Origin of the sequence: Micromonospora sp. WMMD729 (assembly GCF_049315225.1) — a bacterium.
Taxonomy (GTDB): domain Bacteria; phylum Actinomycetota; class Actinomycetes; order Mycobacteriales; family Micromonosporaceae; genus Micromonospora.
This window is the reverse complement of the sequence record NZ_CP186059.1, coordinates 5,266,320-5,288,089: the sequence shown is the minus strand read 5'-3', so window position 1 is coordinate 5,288,089 and position 21,770 is coordinate 5,266,320. Positions and strand designations below refer to the sequence as shown.

18 protein-coding genes are annotated in these 21,770 nt (G+C 71.8%); 7 read left to right on the top strand and 11 right to left on the bottom strand.

Features of this window, described 5'->3' with window-relative positions:
* The first annotated feature begins 1 nt into the window (after position 1).
* Positions 2–1,756 carry a substrate-binding domain-containing protein gene (locus tag ACN263_RS24180; protein ID WP_422736608.1) on the top strand — a complete coding sequence of 585 codons (1,755 nt, stop codon included), beginning with the start codon at positions 2–4 and terminating at the stop codon, positions 1,754–1,756.
* Between the two features lie 212 nt (positions 1,757–1,968).
* Complete coding sequence (locus ACN263_RS24175; protein ID WP_422736607.1) at positions 1,969–3,453, top strand: sugar transferase; 1,485 nt, start codon at positions 1,969–1,971, stop codon at positions 3,451–3,453.
* Between the two features lie 9 nt (positions 3,454–3,462).
* Here ACN263_RS24175 and ACN263_RS24170 read toward each other — a convergent pair whose 3' ends face one another.
* Positions 3,463–4,593 carry a PP2C family protein-serine/threonine phosphatase gene (locus ACN263_RS24170; RefSeq protein ID WP_422736606.1) on the bottom strand — a complete coding sequence of 377 codons (1,131 nt, stop codon included), beginning with the start codon at positions 4,591–4,593 and terminating at the stop codon, positions 3,463–3,465.
* A 96-nt stretch (positions 4,594–4,689) separates the two neighbouring features.
* On the opposite strand from ACN263_RS24170, the gene ACN263_RS24165 reads away from it, so the two are divergent.
* The gene (locus ACN263_RS24165) at positions 4,690–5,325 is read left to right on the top strand and encodes a MarR family winged helix-turn-helix transcriptional regulator (protein WP_422736605.1); all 636 of its coding nucleotides are present in this window, start codon (positions 4,690–4,692) and stop codon (positions 5,323–5,325) included.
* A gap of 18 nt (positions 5,326–5,343) precedes the next feature.
* On the opposite strand, the gene ACN263_RS24160 is transcribed toward ACN263_RS24165, so the two are convergent.
* A complete protein-coding gene (locus tag ACN263_RS24160; protein ID WP_422736604.1) occupies positions 5,344–7,011 on the bottom strand; it encodes a SpoIIE family protein phosphatase in 1,668 nt (555 codons plus the stop codon).
* 127 nt (positions 7,012–7,138) lie between these two features.
* Entirely contained in the window at positions 7,139–8,377 is a 1,239-nt protein-coding gene (locus ACN263_RS24155) for an ROK family protein (RefSeq protein WP_422736603.1), read from the bottom strand.
* A 78-nt stretch (positions 8,378–8,455) separates the two neighbouring features.
* Here ACN263_RS24155 and xylA point away from each other — a divergent pair, with 78 nt between their 5' ends.
* The 3 genes from xylA (at position 8,456) to ACN263_RS24140 (ending at position 12,596) form a co-directional block, all read left to right on the top strand.
* Positions 8,456–9,643, top strand: coding sequence for a xylose isomerase (gene xylA / locus ACN263_RS24150; protein WP_422736602.1), 1,188 nt, complete (start codon positions 8,456–8,458; stop codon positions 9,641–9,643).
* 9 nt (positions 9,644–9,652) lie between these two features.
* Positions 9,653–11,071, top strand: a complete 1,419-nt coding sequence (gene xylB / locus ACN263_RS24145; protein WP_422736601.1) for a xylulokinase — start codon at positions 9,653–9,655, stop codon at positions 11,069–11,071.
* A 91-nt stretch (positions 11,072–11,162) separates the two neighbouring features.
* Positions 11,163–12,596 carry an MFS transporter gene (locus tag ACN263_RS24140; protein WP_422736600.1) on the top strand — a complete coding sequence of 478 codons (1,434 nt, stop codon included), beginning with the start codon at positions 11,163–11,165 and terminating at the stop codon, positions 12,594–12,596.
* 301 nt (positions 12,597–12,897) lie between these two features.
* Here the strand turns inward: ACN263_RS24140 and ACN263_RS24135 are convergent, their stop codons facing one another.
* The 5 genes from ACN263_RS24135 to ACN263_RS24115 all read right to left on the bottom strand — a co-directional run bounded on the left by ACN263_RS24135 (position 12,898) and on the right by ACN263_RS24115 (position 19,137).
* Positions 12,898–14,556 carry a glycoside hydrolase family 13 protein gene (locus ACN263_RS24135; RefSeq protein ID WP_422740805.1) on the bottom strand — a complete coding sequence of 553 codons (1,659 nt, stop codon included), beginning with the start codon at positions 14,554–14,556 and terminating at the stop codon, positions 12,898–12,900.
* Between the two features lie 33 nt (positions 14,557–14,589).
* The gene (locus ACN263_RS24130; RefSeq protein ID WP_422736599.1) at positions 14,590–15,636 is read right to left on the bottom strand and encodes a LacI family DNA-binding transcriptional regulator; all 1,047 of its coding nucleotides are present in this window, start codon (positions 15,634–15,636) and stop codon (positions 14,590–14,592) included.
* A 67-nt stretch (positions 15,637–15,703) separates the two neighbouring features.
* The gene (locus ACN263_RS24125) at positions 15,704–16,672 is read right to left on the bottom strand and encodes a carbohydrate ABC transporter permease (RefSeq protein ID WP_422736598.1); all 969 of its coding nucleotides are present in this window, start codon (positions 16,670–16,672) and stop codon (positions 15,704–15,706) included.
* A gap of 1 nt (position 16,673) precedes the next feature.
* Positions 16,674–17,720, bottom strand: coding sequence for a carbohydrate ABC transporter permease (locus ACN263_RS24120; protein WP_422736597.1), 1,047 nt, complete (start codon positions 17,718–17,720; stop codon positions 16,674–16,676).
* Between the two features lie 70 nt (positions 17,721–17,790).
* Complete coding sequence (locus ACN263_RS24115) at positions 17,791–19,137, bottom strand: ABC transporter substrate-binding protein (RefSeq protein WP_422736596.1); 1,347 nt, start codon at positions 19,135–19,137, stop codon at positions 17,791–17,793.
* A 251-nt stretch (positions 19,138–19,388) separates the two neighbouring features.
* Between ACN263_RS24115 and ACN263_RS24110 the strand changes: the two genes are divergently transcribed.
* Positions 19,389–20,162 (top strand): peptidoglycan DD-metalloendopeptidase family protein, encoded by a 774-nt coding sequence (locus ACN263_RS24110; RefSeq protein WP_422736595.1) that lies wholly within the window; start codon positions 19,389–19,391, stop codon positions 20,160–20,162.
* A gap of 40 nt (positions 20,163–20,202) precedes the next feature.
* Here ACN263_RS24110 and ACN263_RS24105 read toward each other — a convergent pair whose 3' ends face one another.
* The 3 genes from ACN263_RS24105 to ACN263_RS24095 form a co-directional block, all read right to left on the bottom strand.
* Positions 20,203–20,697, bottom strand: coding sequence for a TspO/MBR family protein (locus ACN263_RS24105; RefSeq protein ID WP_422736594.1), 495 nt, complete (start codon positions 20,695–20,697; stop codon positions 20,203–20,205).
* A gap of 154 nt (positions 20,698–20,851) precedes the next feature.
* Positions 20,852–20,995, bottom strand: coding sequence for a GPGG-motif small membrane protein (locus ACN263_RS24100; RefSeq protein WP_007464364.1), 144 nt, complete (start codon positions 20,993–20,995; stop codon positions 20,852–20,854).
* Positions 20,986–21,762 carry a metallophosphoesterase family protein gene (locus tag ACN263_RS24095; protein WP_422736593.1) on the bottom strand — a complete coding sequence of 259 codons (777 nt, stop codon included), beginning with the start codon at positions 21,760–21,762 and terminating at the stop codon, positions 20,986–20,988. Before ACN263_RS24095 ends, ACN263_RS24100 begins: the two co-directional genes overlap by 10 nt.
* Between the last annotated feature and the right edge of the window lie 8 nt (positions 21,763–21,770).

Sequence of the window (21,770 nt, the reverse complement as noted above, 5' to 3'; positions counted from 1 at the left end):
CGTGTCTGCAGGCCGCCATCGAATGCGTTCGAAACTCCATCTAGCAGCCGCCGCCGTGACGGCGACGGTTCTCGTCGTCACCACCGGCGTCTGGTTCGGCTATAAGGAGCTGATCCAGCCCAGCTGTTCAGGGGAGATCCGACTCGCCGTGGCGGTCGCCTCCGAGCTCGCGCCCGCCGTGGACGCCGCCGCCTCCCAATGGGTCAAGGACGGCGCCGCCGTCGGCCCCACCTGCATCCGCGTCGATGTCTCGGCATCCGACCCGGTCGATGTGGCTGCCGTGGTCGCCGCGAAGCACGGTGCCGTACTCGCGGGCGTCGGGCAGGCCAGCGGTACGGCCGTCACCCCGGATGTCTGGGTGCCGGACTCCTCGACCTGGCTGCTGCGCCTCAAGAAGGACGCGACGGCGTTCGCGCCGACCAACGGCGCCTCCATCGCGCGCAGCCCGGTCGTGGTGGCGATGCCCGAGCCGGTGGCCACGCGCCTCGGCTGGCCCAACGCCAAGTTCACCTGGACCGACCTGCTCAAGCAGGTCAACAGCAGCAAGCCGTTGCGTACCGGAATTGTCGAGCCGACCCGGGACGCGGCCGGACTGTCCGGTCTGCTCTCGCTGACCACGGCCGCCAGCGGCGCGGGCGGCGACGCCCAGCGCAACACGGTGGGCGCGCTGCGGGCGCTGGCCACCGGTCGCTCCTCGCTCCGCAACGACCTCCTCGCCCGCTTCCCGACCGCCACGGACCCGACCTCCATCGCGAGCGCTCTGGGTGCGGCGGCGCTGTCCGAGGAAGATGTGATCGCGTACAACAGCAAGAAGCCGCCGGTGCCGCTCGCCGCGCTCTACATGGAGCCGGCCCCGATGCCGCTGGACTACCCGTACGCCGTGCTGCCCGGCATCGAGCCGACCAAGGCGGCAGCCGCGAAGGTGCTGTACGAGCTGCTCACCGCGCCGAAGTTCCGGGACCGCCTGGCGGCGCAGTCGCTGCGCGGGCCGGACGGCAGCTGGGGTTCCGGCTTCAACGCACCGCAGGGCGCGCCGAGTCCGGCCGGTGGCGCGTCGACCGCCCCGGCGGCCGGCGGCACCGCGGCCGGTGGCCTGGACCCGGCCGCGATACAGCGTGTCGTGTCCAGTTGGTCGATCGCCACCCAGTCCGGCCGGATGCTCGCCGTCATCGACGTCTCCGGCTCGATGAAGGACGAGGTGCCCAGCGCCAACAACCGCAGCCGGGAGGAGGTCACCGTCGACGCGGCCCGCCGTGGCCTCGGGCTCTTCGACGACTCCTGGTCCATCGGCCTGTGGACCTTCTCCACCAAGCTGGTCGGCAACCGCGACTACCGGGAGCTGGTGCCGATCGGGCCGCTCTCCGGTCAGCGGGCCCAGCTGGAGGCGGCGCTGGCCACCGTCAAGCCGTCGAACGGTGACACCGGTCTGTACGACACGATGCTGGCCGCGTACCAGGCCGTGCAGGAGGACTGGCAGCCCGGGCGGGTCAACTCGATCGTGCTGTTCACCGACGGCAAGAACGAGGACGACAACGGCATCAACCAGCAGCAGTTGCTCGCCAAGCTCAAGCAGATCGCCGATCCGGAGCGGCCGGTGCAGGTCATCATGATCGGTATCGGCGAGGGCGTCAGCAAGGCCGAACTGGAGTCGATCACGAAGGTGACCGGCGGAGACGTCTTCGTCACCAAGGACCCGAGCGAGATCGGCAGCATCTTCCTCACCGCCATCGCGCGGCGCCCCCCAGCCCCGCGCTGACCCGCCCCGACGCACCAGAACCCGCCGTACCGCTGAGCCGGTACGGCGGGTTCCTTTTATGGCCACAGGGTTGAAGAAAAGTGACGGCAATACGTCGGAAGCAATCGGCAGTCATAGTTGTCAGGGCAGGATGTCGACGTGTTCCGGCAATGTCGGTCCGCCTATGGCCCGACCCGTCGGCCGGGGCCGTCCTGAGCAGAGTGGGAGGGCCGGTGACCGCGGCGACACTGTTGACCCCCGCCGACACCTCGGCGACGCCGGAGGACCGTCCGAGCGGGCTGGTGGCCCGTGCCGACGAACGTTCCTACATCCGCGTCCTGGTGGTGCTCGACACCGCCGTCCTCATCATCGCGCTGCTCGTCGGGTACGTCGGCAGGTTCGGTGACGAGGAGCCGGTCGGCTCCAAGATCCCGTACGTGCTGGTGGCCCCCGGCCTGGTGCTGGCCTGGCTGATCTCCCTCAAGGCGCTCGGGTGCTACGACGACCGGGTCGTCGGCTACGGGGCGGACGAGTACCGGCGGGTCAGTTCGGCGAGCCTGCGGCTGGCCGGCGCGATCGCCATCGCCGGTTACATCGCCGACGTCGGCGTTTCCCGTGGTTTCCTCGGCATCTCCTTCGCCGTCGGCACGGTCGGGTTGGAGGTGACCCGGTTCGCGGCGCGCAAACGGCTGCACCGGGCACGCTCGAAGGGCGCCGGCTGGTCCCGCAAGGTGCTCGTCGTCGGCGACACCGCGCACGTCCTGGAACTGGTGCACACCCTGCGCCGGGAGCCGTACGCCGGCTACCAGGTGGTCGGGGCGTGCATCCCGGACGCGCTGCTCGCACCGGTGGCGCAGCGGCTCGGCGACGTACCGGTGGTGGGGTCGTTCCGGGGCATCCCGGAGGCCGCGACCGCGATCGGCGCGGACACCGTGGCGGTGACCGCCTCCGGCGAGCTCACCGCGGCCCGACTGCGTCGGCTCGGCTGGCAGTTGGAGGGGACCGGCGTCGACCTCGTCGTGGCTCCCGCGCTCACCGACGTGGCGGGCCCGCGGATCCACACCCGTCCGGTCGCCGGGCTGCCCCTGATCCACGTCGAGGCGCCCGAGTTCCGTGGCGCGCGCAAGCTGGTCAAGGGTTTCGTCGACCGGTCCATGTCGTCGGTCGCCCTGCTCCTGCTCCTGCCGCTGATCGCGGTCATCGCGCTGGCCGTCAAACTCGACAGCCGGGGGCCGGTGCTGTTCCGGCAGGTCCGGGTGGGCCGGGGCGGGCAGGAGTTCGGGGTGTTCAAGTTCCGGACGATGGTCGTCAACGCCGACGCGCTGCTCGCCGAGCTGGCGGTCCGCAACGAGACCGACGGCCTGATGTTCAAGATGCGCGACGACCCCCGGGTGACCCGGGTCGGCCGGCTGCTGCGCAAGTGGTCGCTCGACGAGTTGCCGCAGCTGGTCAACGTGCTGTTGGGCCAGATGAGCCTCGTCGGACCGCGGCCGCCGCTGCCGTCCGAGGTGGCCCGCTACGACGGCGACGTGGCCCGGCGACTGCTGGTCAAGCCCGGCATGACCGGACTGTGGCAGGTCAGTGGGCGGTCCGACCTGAGCTGGGAGGACGGCATCCGACTCGATCTCTACTACGTGGAGAACTGGTCGCTCGCCGCCGATCTCACCATCCTCTGGAAGACCGCCGGCGCGGTGCTGAACAGCCGTGGCGCCTACTGACCGCGCCGCTCACGGCTGTGGGCCGGTCCAGTCCAGGCAGACCACCACGGCGTCGTCGACCAGGTCACCGGCCACGAAGGCGCGCAGATCACCGATCAGCGACCGGACGGCGTCCAGCGGCTCCATCGGGCCGGTCCGTCGCAGGAACCGGTCCAGCGCCGTCTCGCCGTACCGCACGTCCTGCCCGGTGGCCTCCACGACGCCGTCGCTGACGACGAAGAGCCGGTCACCGCGTTCCAGCGTGAACCTCTGCTCCTGGTAGTCGGTCGCCTCGAACATGCCGAGCGGGAACTGCGCCTCCAACGGCTGCTCGGTGACCTCTCCCCGGCGCAGGAGGACGAGCCGTGGCGAGCCGGCGTCCACCACGGTCATCGTCCCGGAGCGCAGGTCCAGCTCCATCAGCAGCACGGAGAGGTGCCGCTTGCCCCGGTACTCGTCGTAGATGGCCTGGTCGGCGAGGGCGGCCTGATCGCCCAGCCCGAGGCCGGCCCGGCGGGCGTTGCGCAGCGCATGGGTGGCCAGCGACGTGAGCAGGGATGCCGCGACGCCCTCGCCGCTGCCGTTGACGGTGGACAGCCAGAGCCGTTCCCCGTCGTCGGACCAGTCGAAGCTGTCACCGCGCACGGCGTACGCCGGTTCGAGCTGTCCGGCCAGGCTGAACGAGGGACGGACCCGGCTCCGGCCGGGCAGCAGATCCCACTGCATCTCGGCGGCCAGGGTGAGCCGCTGGCTGCGGCGGGCCACGCTGTACACGTCGGTGCCGGGGGAGACGGCGGCCACCTCGTGTGCCAGCGCGGTGCAGATGTCGGCGAGCGCGGCGAGCACCGCCGGGTCGTCAGCCACCGGCGCCAGGCGCAGCACGCCCCGCCGTTCGCCGCGCATGCTGACCGGGAACCAGGCGACCCCGTCGACCAGGACGGGCGACTGATGATCGAAGGCCCGCCAGGCGGGGTGGCCGGCGCCCCGGAGGGAGTCACCCTCGGTGAGCGGCAGTAGCTCCGAGAGGCGGTAGTCGACCTGGTACAGCTCCGCCTCGGTGATCCCGTACGCCTCGGCGAGAACCGTACGGACGCCACCCACGAGACGGTCGGCCGGTGTCTCGTTCAGGGCGCGGCGTGCCCGATTGACCGGTTCGCTCATCAGGCCTCCTTGATCAGAGCTCGACCACCAGTGGGTTCGGAGTAGTCTCGGGCCACCATGGCCGAACACGACGGTCCACCGGACCCTGCGACGAGTATGGCTGCCGCACTGGACGCGGCGGCGGGTGCCCTGTTGGGCGTCTGGGATTCCGCCCGCGAGGCGACCGCCAGCCGGGTCTCCGGCGCCCAGCTACGGGCAGTCATGGTGGTCGAGCAGTACGACGGCATCAACCTACGCCGGCTCGCCGCCCGGCTGGACATGTTGCTGAGTTCCGCCAGCCGGCTGTGCGACAGGTTGGTCGCGGCCGGCATGCTCGAACGTGAGCCCGGGCGCTTCGACCGGCGGGAAATCTCCCTGCACCTCACCCCGGAGGCGCGTCGGCTCCTCGCCGAGCTGCGCAACGACCGTCAGGAGCGGCTGGCTGCCGTGTTGGCGGCGATGAGCCCGGCCGGCCGGGCCGCGCTGGTGAGCGGGGTGCGGGAGTTCGACGAGGTCGCCCGCCGGCAGCGGGCGCGGAGCGCTCCGGACGACGAGGACTCCCCGCGTGGGCGCGAGGACTGGCGGCCGGACGGGTGGCCGCAGGACCCGGACCGCCCGGACGGGGCTGGGCGTTCGTCATCGGAACAACCGAACCGGCCGGTGTGGCAGAGCGGGCCGGCGGCACCGGAACGGACGGTGGGCCCACCCCGCGACTGGCCCGCCGGAGAGCCACCGGTGGCGCGGACCGCCTGACCGGTCCGACCGCAGCGTTCAGGTCGGTGCCGCGCACACCGCCAGCATGGCGATGTCGTCGTGCGCCTGCCCGCCCACCCACTCGTCGACCACCTGGAGCAGCCGGTCGACCAGGGCCGCCGGGGGCAGGCCGGTCGCCGCGGCGAGTGCGCCGCGCAGCCGGTGCTCGCCGAACTTCTCCCCCTGGCCCGGGCCACCGTTCGCCTCGGTCACCCCGTCGGTGTACGCGAGGAGCAGGTCACCCGGATCGAGGTGCACCCGCACCTCGGTGAACCGGGCGTCGGTCAGCGCGCCGACCGGCATCCCGCCGACCGGGACGTTCGTGACGGCGCCGGCGGCGGTGACCAGCAACGGCGCGGGGTGCCCGCCGCCCGCGATCCGGAGATCCACACCCGTGGGCCCGTGCTCCAGCCAGCCGAGCAGCAGGGTGGTGAGTTGGCTGCGCCGGGCCGCGTCGGGCGCGTCGAACAGGGTGCGGTTGAGCAGGTGGATCAGCTCCAGGGGGCGCTGTTCGACGAGTCGGAGCGTCTGCAGCGACTGGCGGACCCGCCCGGTCAGCACGGCCGCGCCGACGCCCTTGCCGGACACGTCGCCCAGCGCGAACAGCGCGCCGCGCGGGTGCGGGAACACCTCGTAGAAGTCCCCACCGATGCGCAGCGTGTCGCCCGCCGACCGGTAGCCGCCGGCCAGGCGTACGCCGGGAACCGTCGGCAGCTCCGGCGGGAGCAGGCTGGTCTGCAACACCCGGGCCAGGTGGGCCTGCTCGCCGTACAGCTCGGCGGCGGCCAGCGCCGCGCCGGCCCGCGCGGCGAACTCGCGGGCCAGTTCGCGGTCGCGGGGGTCGAAGTCGGCTCGCCCGGCACGGCGGACGAGCAGCAGGGCGCCGGCCGGGCCGCCGGGGCCGTGCATCGGGCTGACCAGCGCCGCGCCGGGCCGGCCGAAGCTGGGCGGAAGCAGGGCGGCCAGTTCGGCGACGTCGGCGTCCGGCCAGCGGGTCGGTTCGCCGAGGTCGCCGTCGAACGCCGCGCCGAGATCGGGCACGAGGTCGGTCAACGCGTCGTCGGCCACCCCGGTCACCGGGGCCGGCTCGTCATCGGCGTACCGCGTGAAGCGGGGACGCGGCTCGGCCGGCGCGGGTGGGCGGAGCAGTGCCACGGCGGCGTCGGCCAGGTACGGCACGGCGAGGGTCACGGTGGTACGGAGTGTCTGGTCCCGGTGCAGTGAGAGCCCGAGCCGGCTGCCGGCCTGGGCGAGGAAGGCGGTGCGGGAGCGTTCGGCCAGCAGGGCGTCGGTGCGGCTGTGCTCCTCGGTGACGTCGTGGACGTACCAGGCGTACCGGTCGCCGGTGAGCCGCCGCCGGGCGCCGCGCAGTTGACGGCCGTGGTGCTCGGCCTCGAACGCGTCGGCGCCGTCGCGGACGGCTCGGGCCAGTGCCGCCATCGCGCACCGGGACAGCTCGACGCCCGCGACGATCTCCGGGAGCAACTCGACCGCCCGGGCGTTGACCAGGGTCACCCGGCCGGCGGCGTCGGTCGTCAGCACCGCCTCGGCGAGACCGTCGAGCAGCTCGCGGGCCAGCGGTGGGTCGGCGGGCAGTCCGCTGCCGCCGTGGCGGGTCGGGCGGCGCGACGTCTGCCCGTCTCCGCCGACCGGACCGGCGATGCCGCCCCGTCGGGTGGTGGTCACCGCCCGACGCCGGCCCGCGTCCGACGACCTGTACGCATGCTTCTCCCGGGCTCCTCGCCTGCCGATCGTTGCTCGACGGCAAGCGTACCGAGCCGTACCGACGCCCGCCCAGACCGCGTCGCCGGGGTCAGCCGGCGCGGTTCAGCCAGCCGGCGGGGCGGGCGACGATCCGCCGTACCACCGAGCCGGCCGCGCCCACGGCGGCGGCCTCCGGCCCGAGGGTCGACGGGCGGACCGTGACCGGTGACCAGGCAGCGGTGAGCACCCGGGCCTTGATCTCGGCGAGCACCGGCGGGCAGAGCCAGGGGGCCAGCGGGGCGTACCCGCCGCCGAGGACCACGGTGTCCAGGTCCAGCAGGTTCACCACACCGGCGACCGCCACCCCGAGGGCCGTGCCGGCGTCGTGCAGGGCGCGCAGCGCGGCGGGGTCGCCGGCCTCGGCCAATTCGGCCAGGCGGGCGGTCGCGGTGTCGGCGGGGAGCTCCGCCCGTACCAGTCCGGCGCCGGCCACGATCGCCTCCTGGCCGGCGTACTGCTCCAGGCAGCCGCGCCCACCACAGCGGCAGGGTCGCCCCTGCGGGTGGACCGGCAGGTGCCCGATCTCACCGCTCCAGCCGCGTACGCCCCGGAACAGCGCGCCGTCCAGGACGATCCCCGCGCCGATGCCGACCTCGCCGGAGATGTGCAGGAAGCTGGCCGGGCCGGGTGGCCGGGAGTGCAACTCGCCGAGCGCGGCGAGGTTCGCCTCGTTGTCCACCACCAGGGCCGGTACGTCCGGTACCCGATCGGTGAGGGGTGGGTGCGCGCTCAGCAGTTCGGGGACCGGTACGTCCTGCCAGCCGAGGTTCGGTGCGAGCCGGACCTGTCCGGAGTCGTCCACCAGGCCGGGCACGGCGAGCGCGGCTCCGGCGAGGGTGAGGCCCTGCCGGGCCGCGTCGGCGCGGGCCTGCCCGGCCAGGTCGACCAGGCGGGCCAGGGCGTCGGCGGGCGCGACCGGTCGCAGGTCGGCGCGGTGCACGGTGCGGTGCCGGACCTGGCCGGCGAGGTCGACGACGCATACCGTCAGATAGTCGACGTTGACTTCGAGCCCGAGCCCGGCCGGGCCCTGGTCGGCGAGCACCAGTCCGCGGGCCGGACGGCCGGCGCCGGCCCGGGGCGCCGGCTCGGCCTCGCTGACCAGATGGCCCGCGAGCAGGTCCTCGACGACCGCGGAGACGGTGGCCCGGGTCAGGCCGGTGGCAGTGGCCAGGTCGGCCCGGGACGGGGGACGGTCGGCGGCGGCGATCCGGCCGAGGACCAGGGCGAGGTTCAGTTCGCGCAGGCTGCCCTGACGGGCCGCGCCGGCCGGGGCGTGGGTGGGGCTCACCCCTTGACACTGCCATAGGGCGGGCAAATAATTCAATCGCTGAACAAATACCTGACACCACCATCCCGGAGGTCACTCATGGCACCCCGTCCCACCCCCGCCGACAAATTCTCCTTCGGGCTCTGGACCGTGGGCTGGCAGGCCCGCGACCCGTTCGGCGACGCGACCCGCCCCGAGCTCGACGCCGTCGAGGCGGTACACCGCCTCGCCGAGCTGGGCGCGTACGGCATCACCTTCCACGACGACGACCTGATCCCGTTCGGCGCGGACGCCGCCACCCGGGACCAGCACATCGCGCGGTTCCGCAAGGCCCTCGACGAGACGGGCCTGGTGGTGCCCATGGTCACCACCAACCTCTTCACCCACCCGATCTTCAAGGACGGCGGGTTCACCAGCAACGACCGCGACGTCCGCCGCTTCGCGCTGCGCAAGGTGCTGCGCCAGGTCGACCTGGCCGCCGAACTGGGCGCGAGCACCTTCGTCATGTGGGGTGGCCGCGAGGGCTCCGAGTACGACCTCGCCAAGGACGTCCAGGCCGCCCTGGACCGGTACCGCGAGGCCGTCAACCTGCTCACCCAGTACTCCATCGACAAGGGCTACAACCTGCGGTTCGCGCTGGAGCCCAAGCCCAACGAGCCGCGCGGCGACATCCTGCTGCCCACCATCGGGCACGCGCTCGGCTTCATCTCCCAGTTGGAGCACCCGGAGCTGGTCGGCCTCAACCCGGAGGTCGGGCACGAGCAGATGGCCGGGCTCAACTACGCCCACGGCATCGCCCAGGCGCTCTGGCAGGGCAAGCTGTTCCACCTGGACCTCAACGGCCAGCGTGGCATCAAGTACGACCAGGACCTGGTCTTCGGTCACGGTGACCTGATGAACGCGTTCGCCCTGGTGGACCTCCTGGAGAACGGTGGCCCGAGCGGCGGGCCGACCTACGACGGGCCCCGGCACTTCGACTACAAGCCGTCGCGTACCGAGGACATGGACGGGGTGTGGGCGTCGGCGGCGGCCAACATGAGCACGTACCTGCTGCTCAAGGAGCGCGCCGCGGCGTTCCGCGCCGACCCGGAGGTGGTCGAGGCGCTGTCCGCCAGCAAGGTCGGCGAGCTGAGCACGCCGACGCTCAACGACGGCGAGGGCTACGAGGAGTTCCTGGCCGACCGTTCCGCGTTCGAGGACGTCGACGTGGACGCGGTGGCGGCCCGGGGCTTCGCCTTCGTCCGGCTCAACCAGCTCGCCGTCGAGCACCTGCTCGGCGCCCGCTGAGGCCCCGCCATGCCGCTGGTCGCGGGCGTTGACTCGTCCACCCAGTCCTGCAAGGTGGTCGTCCGGGACGCGGAGACCGGTGCCCTGCTCCGGCAGGGCCGGGCGCCGCACCCGGACGGCACCGAGGTCGACCCGGAAGCCTGGTGGCAGGCGCTGCGGAGCGCCGTGGACGAGGCCGGTGGGTTGGCCGACGTCGCGGCGGTCTCGGTCGCCGGCCAGCAGCACGGCATGGTCTGCCTCGACGAGGCCGGCTCGGTGGTCCGTCCGGCCCTGCTGTGGAACGACACCCGCTCCGCCGACGCCGCCGCCGACCTCGTCGAGGAGGCCGGCGGCGGCGCGGCCGGGCGTCGGTTCTGGGCCGACGCCACCGGCAGCGTGCCGGTGGCGAGCTTCACCATCACCAAGCTGCGCTGGCTGGCCCGGCACGAGCCGGAGCAGGCCGCCCGGGTGGCTGCCGTGTGCCTGCCGCATGACTGGCTGACCTGGCGGCTGGCCGGCGCGCCCGGCCTGTCGGCGCTGCGCACCGACCGGGGGGATGCCAGCGGCACCGGCTACTGGTCCCCGGCCACCGGCAGCTACCGTCCGGACCTGCTGGAACGGGCGTTCGGCCGGCAGCTCGTGGTGCCCGAGGTGCTGGGCCCGGCCGAGTCGGCCGGTCGGCTGACGGGGGAGTGGGGTGACGCCCTGCTGGGGGCGGGCACCGGCGACAACGCCGCCGCCGCGTTCGGCGTCGGCGCCGGGCCGGGCGACGTGGTCGTCTCGATCGGCACCTCCGGCACCGTGTTCAGCGTGGCCGACGTCCCGGCCGCCGACGACAGCGGCGCGGTGGCCGGCTTCGCCGACGCGTCCGGTCGCTTCCTGCCGCTCGTCTGCACGCTCAACGCCGCCCGGGTGCTGGACGCCGCCGCCACCATGCTCGGCGTCAGCCTGGACGAGCTCGCCGAGCTGGCCCTGTCCGCTCCCGCCGGCGCGGACGGGCTGGTCATGGTGCCCTACCTGGAGGGGGAGCGCACGCCCAACCGTCCGCTGGCCACCGGTGCGGTACACGGCCTGACCCTGCGTACCTCGACCCCCGCGCACCTGGCCCGGGCCGCCGTGGAGGGCATGCTCTGCGCCCTCGCCGACGGTCTGGACGCGCTGACCGCGCAGGGGGCCACCGTCCGCCGGGTCATCCTGGTCGGCGGTGGGGCACGGTCGGCCGCGGTCCGCCGGATCGCGCCGCAGGTCTTCGGCTGCCCGGTCGTCGTCCCACCCGCCGGGGAGTACGTCGCCGACGGGGCCGCCCGTCAGGCCGCCTGGGTCGCCCTGGGCGGTCCGACGCCACCCCAGTGGGACGTCAAGGGCACCGAGGAGTACGCGGCGGAGCCCGTCCCCGCCGTTCGTGACCAGTACGCCGCTGCCCGCGGCCTGGTGCTCGACCGGCGCTGAGCGTCGGATCGACCGGGTGGGCGTCGGTCAACGGTGACCGGCGCCCACCCGCCTGCCGACCTGCTCGGCCGGGTCTGATTGGCTGCGGGTCATGACGGTGACCAGTGGCGGGCGGGAGCAACGCTCGCGCGGCCGGGGCGGTGGCCCGGCGCACCGGCTCTACAGCGTGGTGGTGTTCGTGGTGCTCGCCTCGCTCGACAACGTGGCGATCGGGCTGGTGCCGCCGCTGTACGGGCCGATCGCCCGGACATTCGACACCTCGACCGGGCTGCTGGGCCTGGTCACCGCCGTCAGTTTTCTGGTCAGCGCGGTGGCTGCGGTCGGCTGGGCGTACGTCGGGGACCACGGCAACCGCAAACCGCTGCTCATGGTGGGCACCCTGATCTGGGCGGCGGGCACCGGCGGCAGTGCGCTCGCCGGCGGATACCTGACCTTCCTGCTCGCGCAACTTGTCGCGGCGATCGGTCTCGGCGCGGTCGGCTCGGTGGGCTTCTCGGTGGTCACCGACCTGATCACACCGGCCCGACGCGGGCTGGTGATGAGCTTCTGGGGGCTCTCGCAGGGCGTCGGTACGCTCGCCGGCACGCTTGTCGGCGGGCTGCTCGGGGCGAACGACTGGCGACGGCCGTTCCTGCTGCTGACCGGGGTGGGTCTGGCCGCCACCCTGGCGTACCTGTTCACGTACGACATCCGACGCGGCCAGGCCGAGCCGGAACTGGCCGGCGCGCTGGACGCCGGGGCCGACTACGACTACCGGATCAGCCGGGCCGACCTGCCGCGCATCCTGGACCGGCGGACCAACCGGTGGTTGATCCTGCAGGGGCTGACCGCGCAGGCCGCCTTCGGCTCACTGGTGTGGCTGCCGAGGCTCTTCGCCGAACGGGCCGAGGCCCAGGGCTACTCCGAGTCGACCGCTGTCGTGGTCGGCAGCGTCTTCGCCACCCTGTTCCAGCTCGGCGGGGTCCTGTCCATCGTGGGCGGCATCGTCGGCGACGCGGCGCAGCGGCGTACGCCCCGGGGCCGGGCGATGGTCGCCGCGGTCGGCATCCTCGCCGCGCTCCCGTTCTACCTGGTGTTGTTCTTCGTCCCGGTGACCATCGACGTGCCGGACGGCGGGAGCGGCGGCGCGGTCGTCGGCGCCGTGCTGTCCAGCGTGTTCACCGAGCCGTCGGTCGGGTTGAGCCTGCTCACCGCCGTGGTGGCGCTCGCGTTGACGTCGGCCAACTCGCCGAACTGGTTCGCGTTGATCGCCGACGTGAACCCGCCGGAGCACCGGGGGACCGTCTACAGCCTCGGCAACCTGGTCAACGGCGTCGGCCGGGCGACCGGCAACGGGCTGGTCTGGGGGGCGTTCCAGGGGCTGCGGTCGGCGTTCCCGCCGCCGCTGAACTTCGCCGTCGGGCTGGCCGCGTTCCAACTCTTCTTCATCCCCACCGGCGTCATGTACTGGCTCGCCTCACGCAGCTCACCGACGGACATCGACAACGTGCACGACCTGTTGCATACCCGAGCCGACCGCCTCTGAAGCCGCCGCCGAGCGCCCGCGCCGGCCTGCCGGGCGGGCTGCGTCGGCCGGAGGGCCTGGACCTGCTCCGCACCACCCGATCGTCGGGCCATCCCGGGTCCGGGTGGTACCCGCGTCACCTTTGCTCTGCTTCAACCCACGCGACAGTCGGCGGCCTTTTCTGTTGCGCGGGTTGAAGCAGAGCAAAGGGCGTGATGCACACACCCGCTCCCCGCGACCGCCCCACCGAACCAGCGCGCTGGAAGCGGTGGGTCGGTGGGGCGATGGGGGCGATGGGCGGTGCAGCGGTCGATCGAGAAGGTCAGCCGCGCAGCCAGACCGTCCCGTCGGTCGGCACCGCGCCCTGGTCGGTCAGGGGACCGCTGGCGGCCAGCACCTCGGCACCGGGCGGCACCGGTACCGGGGCGTCCCCGAAGTTGGTCAGCACGGTCAGGTCGCCGTTGCGGAACACCAGGGTGTCATCACCGGAGGACACCCACTCGAGGGTGCCCCGGCCGAGGCCGTGGGCGCGGCGCAGCCGCAACGCCGTGCGGTACAGCTCGTACGTCGAGCCGGGCACGTCGCGCTGCCGGTCCAGCGCGTACTCCGCCCAGGACGGCGGCTGCGGCAGCCAACTGGCGTCGGTCGGTCCGAAGCCGTACGACGGGGCGTCGGCCTCCCACGGGATCGGCACCCGGCAGCCGTCGCGGCCCCGCTGGGTGTGCCCGCTGCGCGCCCAGGTCGGGTCCTGCCGGGCCTCGTCCGGCATGGTGGTGTGCTCGGGCAGGCCCAGCTCCTCGCCCTGGTAGAGGTACGCGGAGCCGGGCAGGGCGAGCATCAGCAGGGTGGCCGCCCGGGCCCGGCGCAGGCCGAGCGCGGCGTCCGGCTGCGGGTCGCCGATACCGATGCCGTTGGGTCGGCCGCCGCCGATCGCCAGGCCGAGCCGGGAGGCGTGCCGCACCACGTCGTGGTTGGACAGCACCCAGGTCGTCGGCGCGCCCACCGAGTCGGTCGCCTCCAGGGACCGGGTGATCACCGCGTACTGCGCCGGCGCGGTCCACGAGGCGAGCAGGTACTCGAAGTTGAACGCCTGGTGCATCTCGTCCGGGCGGACGTAGCGGGCCAGCCGCTCGGCCGGCTCCACCCAGGCCTCGGCGACCAGTACCCGTTCGCCGGGGTAGCCGTCCAGGACCTGCCGCCACTGCCGGTAGATCTCGTGCACGCCCTCCTGGTCCCACATCGGCGGCCGCGGCTTGTCGATCTCGTTGCCGGAGAGGATCTCCTGCGGCTCCTGCCAGTCGGGCAGGTTCGCCTGCTTGATGAGGCCGTGCGCCACGTCGACCCGGAAGCCGTCCACCCCGCGGTCGAGCCAGAACCGCAGCACGTCCAGGAACTCGGCGTGCACCTCCGGGTTGTCCCAGTTGAGGTCCGGCTGGCCGGTGTCGAACAGGTGCAGGTACCACTGGCCCGGCTGGCCGTCCGGGTCGACCGTGCGGGTCCACGCCGGCCCGCCGAAGACGCTCTGCCAGTCGTTCGGCGGCTGCTCACCGGCCGGCCCCAGGCCGTCCCGGAAGATGTACCGGGACCGCTCGGCGCTGCCCGGTGCGGCGGCCAGGGCCTCCTGGAACCAGCGGTGCGCCGAGGAGGTGTGGTTGGGGACCAGGTCGACGATCACCCGCAGGCCGCGGGAGCGCGCCTCGGCGATCAGCTTGTCCGCGTCGGCGAGGGTGCCGAACAGCGGGTCGACGTCCCGGTAGTCGGCCACGTCGTAGCCCGCGTCGGCCTGCGGCGACGGATAGAACGGGGACAGCCACACCGCGTCCACCCCCAGCTCGACCAGGTGGTCGAGGCGGGCGGTGATGCCCGGCAGGTCACCGATCCCGTCGCCGTTGGAGTCGGCGAAGGAGCGTGGGTAGATCTGGTAGATGGCGGCCTCGGTCCACCAGCCGGTGGCGGTCTGCTGCGTCGGGTCGGTGTTCAGGGTCGTCTCCCGTGTCGTGCCGTGGTTGATTTTTCAGTGTGCCCGGGGCGGTGCGGTGGACTCCCGGACGACCAGCCGAGTGGGCAGGATCACCGGTGAGTCGCCGTCGGCGGTCCGTTGACCGACGATCGGACCCAGGGTGCGGCCCCCGAGCGGATCGAGCAGTATCCGGGCGGCCAGCCGGCCCTGCTCCGCGGCCGGCTGGGCGACGGTGCTGAGGCCCAGCACGCCGGCGAGGTCGTGGTCGTCGATACCGACCACGCTGACGTCCTGCGGTACGCGCAGACCGGCATCGCGCAGCGCGGTCATGGCGCCCATCGCCATCTCGTCGCACGCCGCGACGATCGCCGTCGGTGGCTCACCGCGGGCGAGTAGTTCGGCGGCGGCCCGGTTGCCGCCGTCGATGGTGAACGACGACTCCACGTCCAGGCTCGGATCGGGTCGCAGGCCGGCGGCCCGCAGCTCGGCCTGGAAGCCCCGGCGTCGGTCCAGGTGGGTCGTGTAGGCCAGTTCGTCGTCCGGGTCGCCGGAGATGTGCGCGATCCGCCGGTGACCGAGGTCGAGCAGGTGCCGGGTGGCCATGCGCGCGGCGGCCACGTCGTCGATGCGTACGCAGGGCCAATGAGGCACCCGACTCCCCGAGCTGATGGTCACCCCGGGCAGGTCCAGGGCGGCCAGTGCGGTCAGGTCGGCCGGGCGCAGCGGCGTGGCGACCAGCATGATGGCGTCCACCCGCTTGTGCAGGTTGGCGGTGCGCAGCACCCGCTGGCGGATCTGCTCCCGACCACCGAGGTTGTAGAGCAGCAGGTCGTAGCCGGAGTGGTGCAGGTGCTCCTCGACGGCCTCGACGACGGTGCTGAAGAACCAGCGGGTGATCCGGGGTACGACCACCGCGACCGTGCCGGTGCGACCACCGGCGAGCCGGGACGCGCTCGGCGAGACCGCGTAGTCGAGCTGTTCGGCGGCGGCCAGCACGCGGCGTCGGGTGGCGGCCGAGACCGTCGGCAGCCCGCGCAGGGCCCGCGAGACGGTGGCCGTGGAGACCCCGGCCAGCCGGGCGACATCATCAATCTTCGTCACGGTTCCCCCGCTCGGTACCCGTCGCCCGCCGCCGCCCTGAGGGGCCGGACGGCGGCGGGCACGCGGGTCAGCCCTTGACGCTGCCGGCGAGCAGACCTCGCACGAAGAAGCGCTGCAGGGACAGGAATACGACGAGCGGTACAACGATCGAGACGAACGCGCCGGCGGTGAGCCGTTGCCACTCGTTGCCCCGGGTGCCGGCCATCTCGGCCAGCCGGACCGTGAGCGGCGCGGTCTCGTTGCCACCACCGGCGAAGATCAGCGCGACCAGCAGGTCGTTCCAGACCCAGAGGAACTGGAAGATGCCGAACGCGGCCAGCGCCGGGGTGATCAGCGGCAGCACGATGGTGCGGAAGATCTTCGGGTGCGTCGCACCGTCGACCCGGGCCGCCTCCATCAGGTCTCCGGGGAGCTGCGAGATGAAGTTGTGCAGCAGGAAGACCGCGAACGGAAGCGCGAAACAGGTGTGCGCGAACCACACCTGGGCGAACTTCTGCTCGTCGACCAGGTCCCAGGCCGGCATCAGGGTGACGCCGCCGAGGGTGACGCCGGTGGAGAAGAACTTCAGCAGCGGCACCAGTGCCATCTGCAGCGGGACGATCTGCAACGCGAAGATCGCGATGTAGAGCCAGTCCCGCCCACGGAAGTTGATCCACGCGAGTGCGTACGCGGCCAGGGACGCGAAGGCCAGTGGGAAGAGCACCGACGGAATGGTGATCGCCAGCGAGTTGATGAAGTAGCTGGCGAGCTGCCCCGACGACGAGGACCGCCCGAAGAGGACCTGCTGGTAGTTCTCGAGGGTGAACTGCGGGTTGGTGAACGCCGTCCACCAGCCGGTCGTCTTGATCTCGTCCTCCGGTCGGAGGGAGGAGACGAGCAGGCCGAAGGTCGGGATCGTCCAGACCACCGCGATGACGATCGACACGAGCGTCGCGGTACGGCTGTTCAACCGCTTGCGGACCCGGCCCGAGGTGGTGGACGCGGTGCCGGCGGTCTTCTGGGCGCCGGCGGCGACGGTGGGCGTTGCGGTCGTCATCTCAGCCCTCCCGCTGACGACGGAGGTTGCGGATCTGGTAGATCACGACCGGGATGACCAGGATGAAGAGGAAGACCGCGAGCGCGGAACCCTGCCCGTTCTGGCCGTACCGGAAGGCCTGGTTGTACATCTCGCTGGCGATCACGCTCGTGTCGTAGTTGCCGTTGGTCGAGGTCCGGACGATGTCGAAGACCTTGAGCGTGGCGATCGTGAGCGTCACCACCACGACGATCAGGGCCGGCCGGATGCTCGGCATGGTGATCTGCCAGAACATCTGCCACGGGCTGACGCCGTCGAGCCGGGCGGCTTCGACGATGTCGCCGGGGATGGCCTTGATCGCCGCGGAGAGCACCACCATGGCGAAGCCGGCCTGGATCCAGACCATGATGACGATCAGCAGAAGCGTGTTCAGGGGTGATTCGAGCAGCCACTGCTTCGGCTCACCGCCGAGGCTGACGACGATCTGGTTGAGCAGGCCGATCTGGTCGCCGTCGCCGCGGTACGCGTAGACGAACTTCCAGATGATGCTCGCGCCGACGAACGAGATGGCCATCGGCAGGAAGATCAGGGACTTGGCGATCGCCTCGAAGCGGGCCTTGTCCACGAGTACGGCGTAGATGAGGCCGAACGCGGTCGCCACCAGCGGGACCAGGAGCACCCAGACCAGGGTGTTGATCAGGACCCGGACCATGGAGCTGTCGGAGAACATCCAGCCGTAGTTACGCAGCCCCACCCATTCGGTGCTGCCCCCGTTCATCAGGGAGAGCAGCATGGTGCGGATGGCCGGTACGACAAGACCGATGGTGAGCAGCAGCAGTGTCGGCAGCAGGAAGAACAGCGCAAAGAGCCCTTCCCGCTGCTTGGGCCGCCGGGTCAGTGGCGTGCCGCTGACCGAGGCGGCGACGAGCTGGGCTTCCCGCCGTCGGGCGAACCAGGCTGGCACGACGTCGAGCAGCAGGAGCAGACCACCCACCACCAGTACGAAGGCGACCAGCCCGTACATCAGCATGAGGAGCTTCGGCTGCTCGTCGGCGAAGTCGAACTCCATCAACCCTCCCTCTCGGGTCCGGATCGGCCGGTGGCCCGGTCCGCGTACGCGAACCGGGCCACCGCCGTGATCACTTCGGCCAGCTGCTCTCGATGCCCTGGAGCACCGGGGCGGTCTGCTTGCCGTTCAGCCAGTCGACCATGCCCTTCCAGAACGTTCCCGCGCCGACGGCGGCCGGCATCAGGTCGGATCCGTCGAAGCGGAAGGTGCCCGTCTTGTCCTGGAGGATCTGGACGGACAGCTTGTCGATCGGGCTGGCCACGTTGGCGATGTCCAGCTTGTTGTTCGCCGTGACCCAGTTGCCGAGCTTCGCGCGGCTGTTCACGTACTCGGCGGAGGCGAGGTAGGTCTGCACCGCCTGCACCTCGGGACGGTCGGCGTACGCGACGACGAACTCGCCGGCGCCGAGGACCGGCTTGCCCTTGGCCGGGTCGATGGCCGGGAAGTAGAACGCGAACGCGTCACCGTCCGCGGCCACCTTGGTGCCCTCGGGGAACTGGTTGGCGTAGAACGACGCCTGCCGGTGCATCGCGCACTTGCCGGTGGTCACCGGCAGACCCGCCTCCTGGAAGGCGGTGGTGGTGATGCTCTTGACGCCGCCGAAGCCGCCGTTGACGTACTTCTCGTTCTTCAGGATGCTGCCGGCGCGGTCGACCGCGTCGACGATCCTCGGGTCGTTGAACGGGATGGCGTGGGTGGTCCACTGGTCGTAGACCTCGGGGCCCTGCGTCCGCAGGATCACGTCCTCGATCCAGTCGGTGGCCGGCCAGCCGGTGGCGTCACCGGACTCGACGCCCACGCACCACGGCTTCATGCCGCTCGCCGCGATCTTGTCGCTGAGCGCGATGAGCTGGTCCCAGGTGGTCGGAACCTCCCAGCCCTTCTCCTTGAAGGTCTTGGGGGAGTACCAGACGAAGGACTTGACGTTGGCGCCGAGCGGCACGCCGTAGAGCGTCCCGTTGACGGTGCCGTACTTCAGCCAGTCGGCCGGCATGTTCTGCTCGGCCATGGCCTTGGTGTCGGCGCCGAGGGACTTCAGCTTGCCGGCGTCCGCGAACCGCTTCACGAGGCCCGGCTGGGGCACGAAGGCGATGTCGGGGGCGTTGCCGCCGTCGACCCGGACGGGGAGCTGCGCCTCGAACTCACCGCTGCCCTCGTAGGCGATCTCGATGCCGGTGCAGTCGGTGAACTGCGACCAGGAACGCTCGAGCAGGTCGGCCTCGGCGTCACGGATGGACGCGTAGATGGAGACCTTCTTGCCGTCGTTGCCCTGGTACTTCTCGTACGCGGCACACTCCGCAGAGCCCGCTTTGTCGCTCTTCTTGTCATTGCCGGTACCGCAAGCGGTGGCGGTGACCGCCAGCCCGAGTACACCGGCGATCACGAAGGCCTGGCGTGGTCTGGTGAAGACCGCCATGCCGTCCTCCTTCCTAGCCGGCGTGGTCTCCGCTGGTGACCCGCGCCGGTCCGATTGGGCGTGCCACACATGTAAGCGCTTGCATCGGGTCTGGTCCACCCCCTGTCAGACACGAGCGAGTAACAATCCCGAAACCTCGTGTCCGCCGGCTGGGCGCGCTTCCAGCCGCAGCTCCGGGCTCTTCCGGAGATTGGCGAAATCTGTCAGGCTAGAGCTACCTCATCGAAGGTTTTGAACATAGGAGGAGCTGGATGCGTAAGCGGTGGATCAGCCTGTTGGTGACGGGCCTGCTCGTCGGAGGGGCCGTGGCGCCGGCGAGCCCGGCGTTGGCCGCGCCGACCTTCAAGGTGCCGTTCCCGTGCGGTCAGTCCTGGTCGGGGCAGACCCGGTCGGACCACAGCCCGGCGTACGCCGTCGACTTCAACCGCACCGACGACCAGGGCGACCCGGTGGTGGCGAGCGCGCCCGGCACGGTTGACCGGGTCACCGACCTCGGCGGCACCAGTTACGGCAAGTACGTCCGGATCGACCACGGTGGCGGTTACACGACCTACTACGCCCACCTGAGCGGCTTCAACGTCTCGGTCGGGCAGACCGTCGGGTACGGCAAGGTGATCGGCTGGGTCGGCAGCACCGGCGGATCCACCGGCCCGCACCTGCACTACGAGCAGCGCCTCAACGGCAACGACATCCAGGTCCGGTTCAACGGCACCCTGGCCCTCTACTGGGGCACCAAGACCTACACCAGCGGCAACGGTTGCTCGTCGGGCAGCGGCAACGGCACGGTCGACACCAGTGGCACGCCGCTGACCGTCCGCTCCGGCCCCGGCACGGGGTACGCCTCGGTGGGTACCGTCGCCGACGGCACCCGGGTGACCATCTCCTGCCAGACCAGCGGCACCACCGTCACCGGGACCTACGGCACCAGCTCGATCTGGGACCGCATCGGCAGCGGCCGCTACATCGCCGACGCGTACGTCTACACCGGCTACGACGGTTACATCCCGAACGTGCCCCGCTGCTGACCTCTGGTGGTCTCCGGCGGGGAGACCCGCCGGGGACCGGTCAGGCGTTGAGCCGCCAGATCGACAGGTTCAGCGCGGCGGCGAAGGTGACCCACGCCCAGTACGGCAGCAGCAGCGCCGCCGCGACCCGGGACACCCGGGCGAAGAGCACCACGGTGAGGCCGATCGCCAGCCACATCACCACGATCTCGGCGAACGCCAGACCGTACTGGCCCGCGCCGAAGAACAGCGGCGTCCAGATGGCGTTGAGCACGAGTTGGGCGGTCCACGCCCACAGGGCGGGGGAGAAGCCGACCCGCCGCCAGACCAGCCAACCGGCGACCGCGATCAGCGCGTAGAGGACCGTCCAGACCGGGCCGAAGAGCCAGGAGGGCGGCGCCCAGTCCGGCTGGCGCAGGCTCGCGTACTCGTCGGTGGTGCCCTGCACGCCGAGCCCGCCGATCGCGGCCGCGACGAAGACCGCCGCCGCGAAGGCGGCGAGCGCCCAGCGCGACCGCCGGCCGGAGGTGGGCCGTGCCTCCCGAGTTATCTCCATGGTCGAGATATTTCCGCGCAGGGGCCCGATCAAACCCCACGAAAAAGCGCCGGGGCCGCTGCGGCCGGTGCTTCTGTCGGGAGGACGAAGCTCCGGTCGCGGCGACCCCGACGGGTCCCGGTGTTCGTGACGAATGGGTTATGAGGTGCGAGCGTCAATTGAAGATGCTGACACCACCCGGGCCGACGAGCAGCCCGACGACGATGAGGACGATGCCCCACAGGATCTGCCGACGGAACAGCGCGAGGATGCCGGCGACCACGAGTACGACTGCGAGAATCCAGAGAATCAGCTCCATGACCTCTGAGTACCCGACGCTCCGAGTGGGGAAACCTGGTCCGTGTCGAGTTGATCCCCGACGTGGAAGACGCTGTAGGCCTGCTTGATCACCGGGTGTGCCACGTTGCGGACGCGTACCCCGCCCGGGGTCATGCCGCGCTCAGTGCCGGCGTGCGCGTGCCCGTGCAGGGCCAGGGCGGTCGGCGCCGAGTCGATCGCCTGCCCCAACTGGTACGAGCCCAGGAACGGGTAGATCTCCAGCGGCTCACCGACCAGCGTGTCGGGGACCGGGGCGTAGTGCGTGAGCGCGACCAGCATGTCGCAGTCCAGCGAGCGCAGGGCCGCGCCCAGGCGGTCCGCGCTCTCGTTGGTGGTCCGGACGAACGCCTTCATCTCCGGCTCGCCGAAGTCGCTCGCGCACCGGCCGGCGAACCCGCCGCCGAAGCCCTTGACCCCGGCGACGCCGAGCCGGCCGCCCGCGCAGTCCAGGACGACGCCGTCGCCCTCCAACACGGTGATGCCCGCGTCCTGGAGCACCTTCACGACCTGTGGCACCTGATCACACTGGTGGTCGTGGTTGCCCAGCACGGTGACCACCGGTACGGCCAGCCCACCGAACTCCTGCGCCACGCAGCGGGCCTCCGCCTCGGTGCCGTGCCGGGTCAGGTCGCCGGCCAGCAGCAGCACGTCGGCGCACTCCGGCAGCTCCTCCAGCGCCGGGCGGAACCGGCCGACCACGTCCTCGTCCAGATGTACGTCGCCCACGGCGGCGATCCGGATCACCATGGAACCTC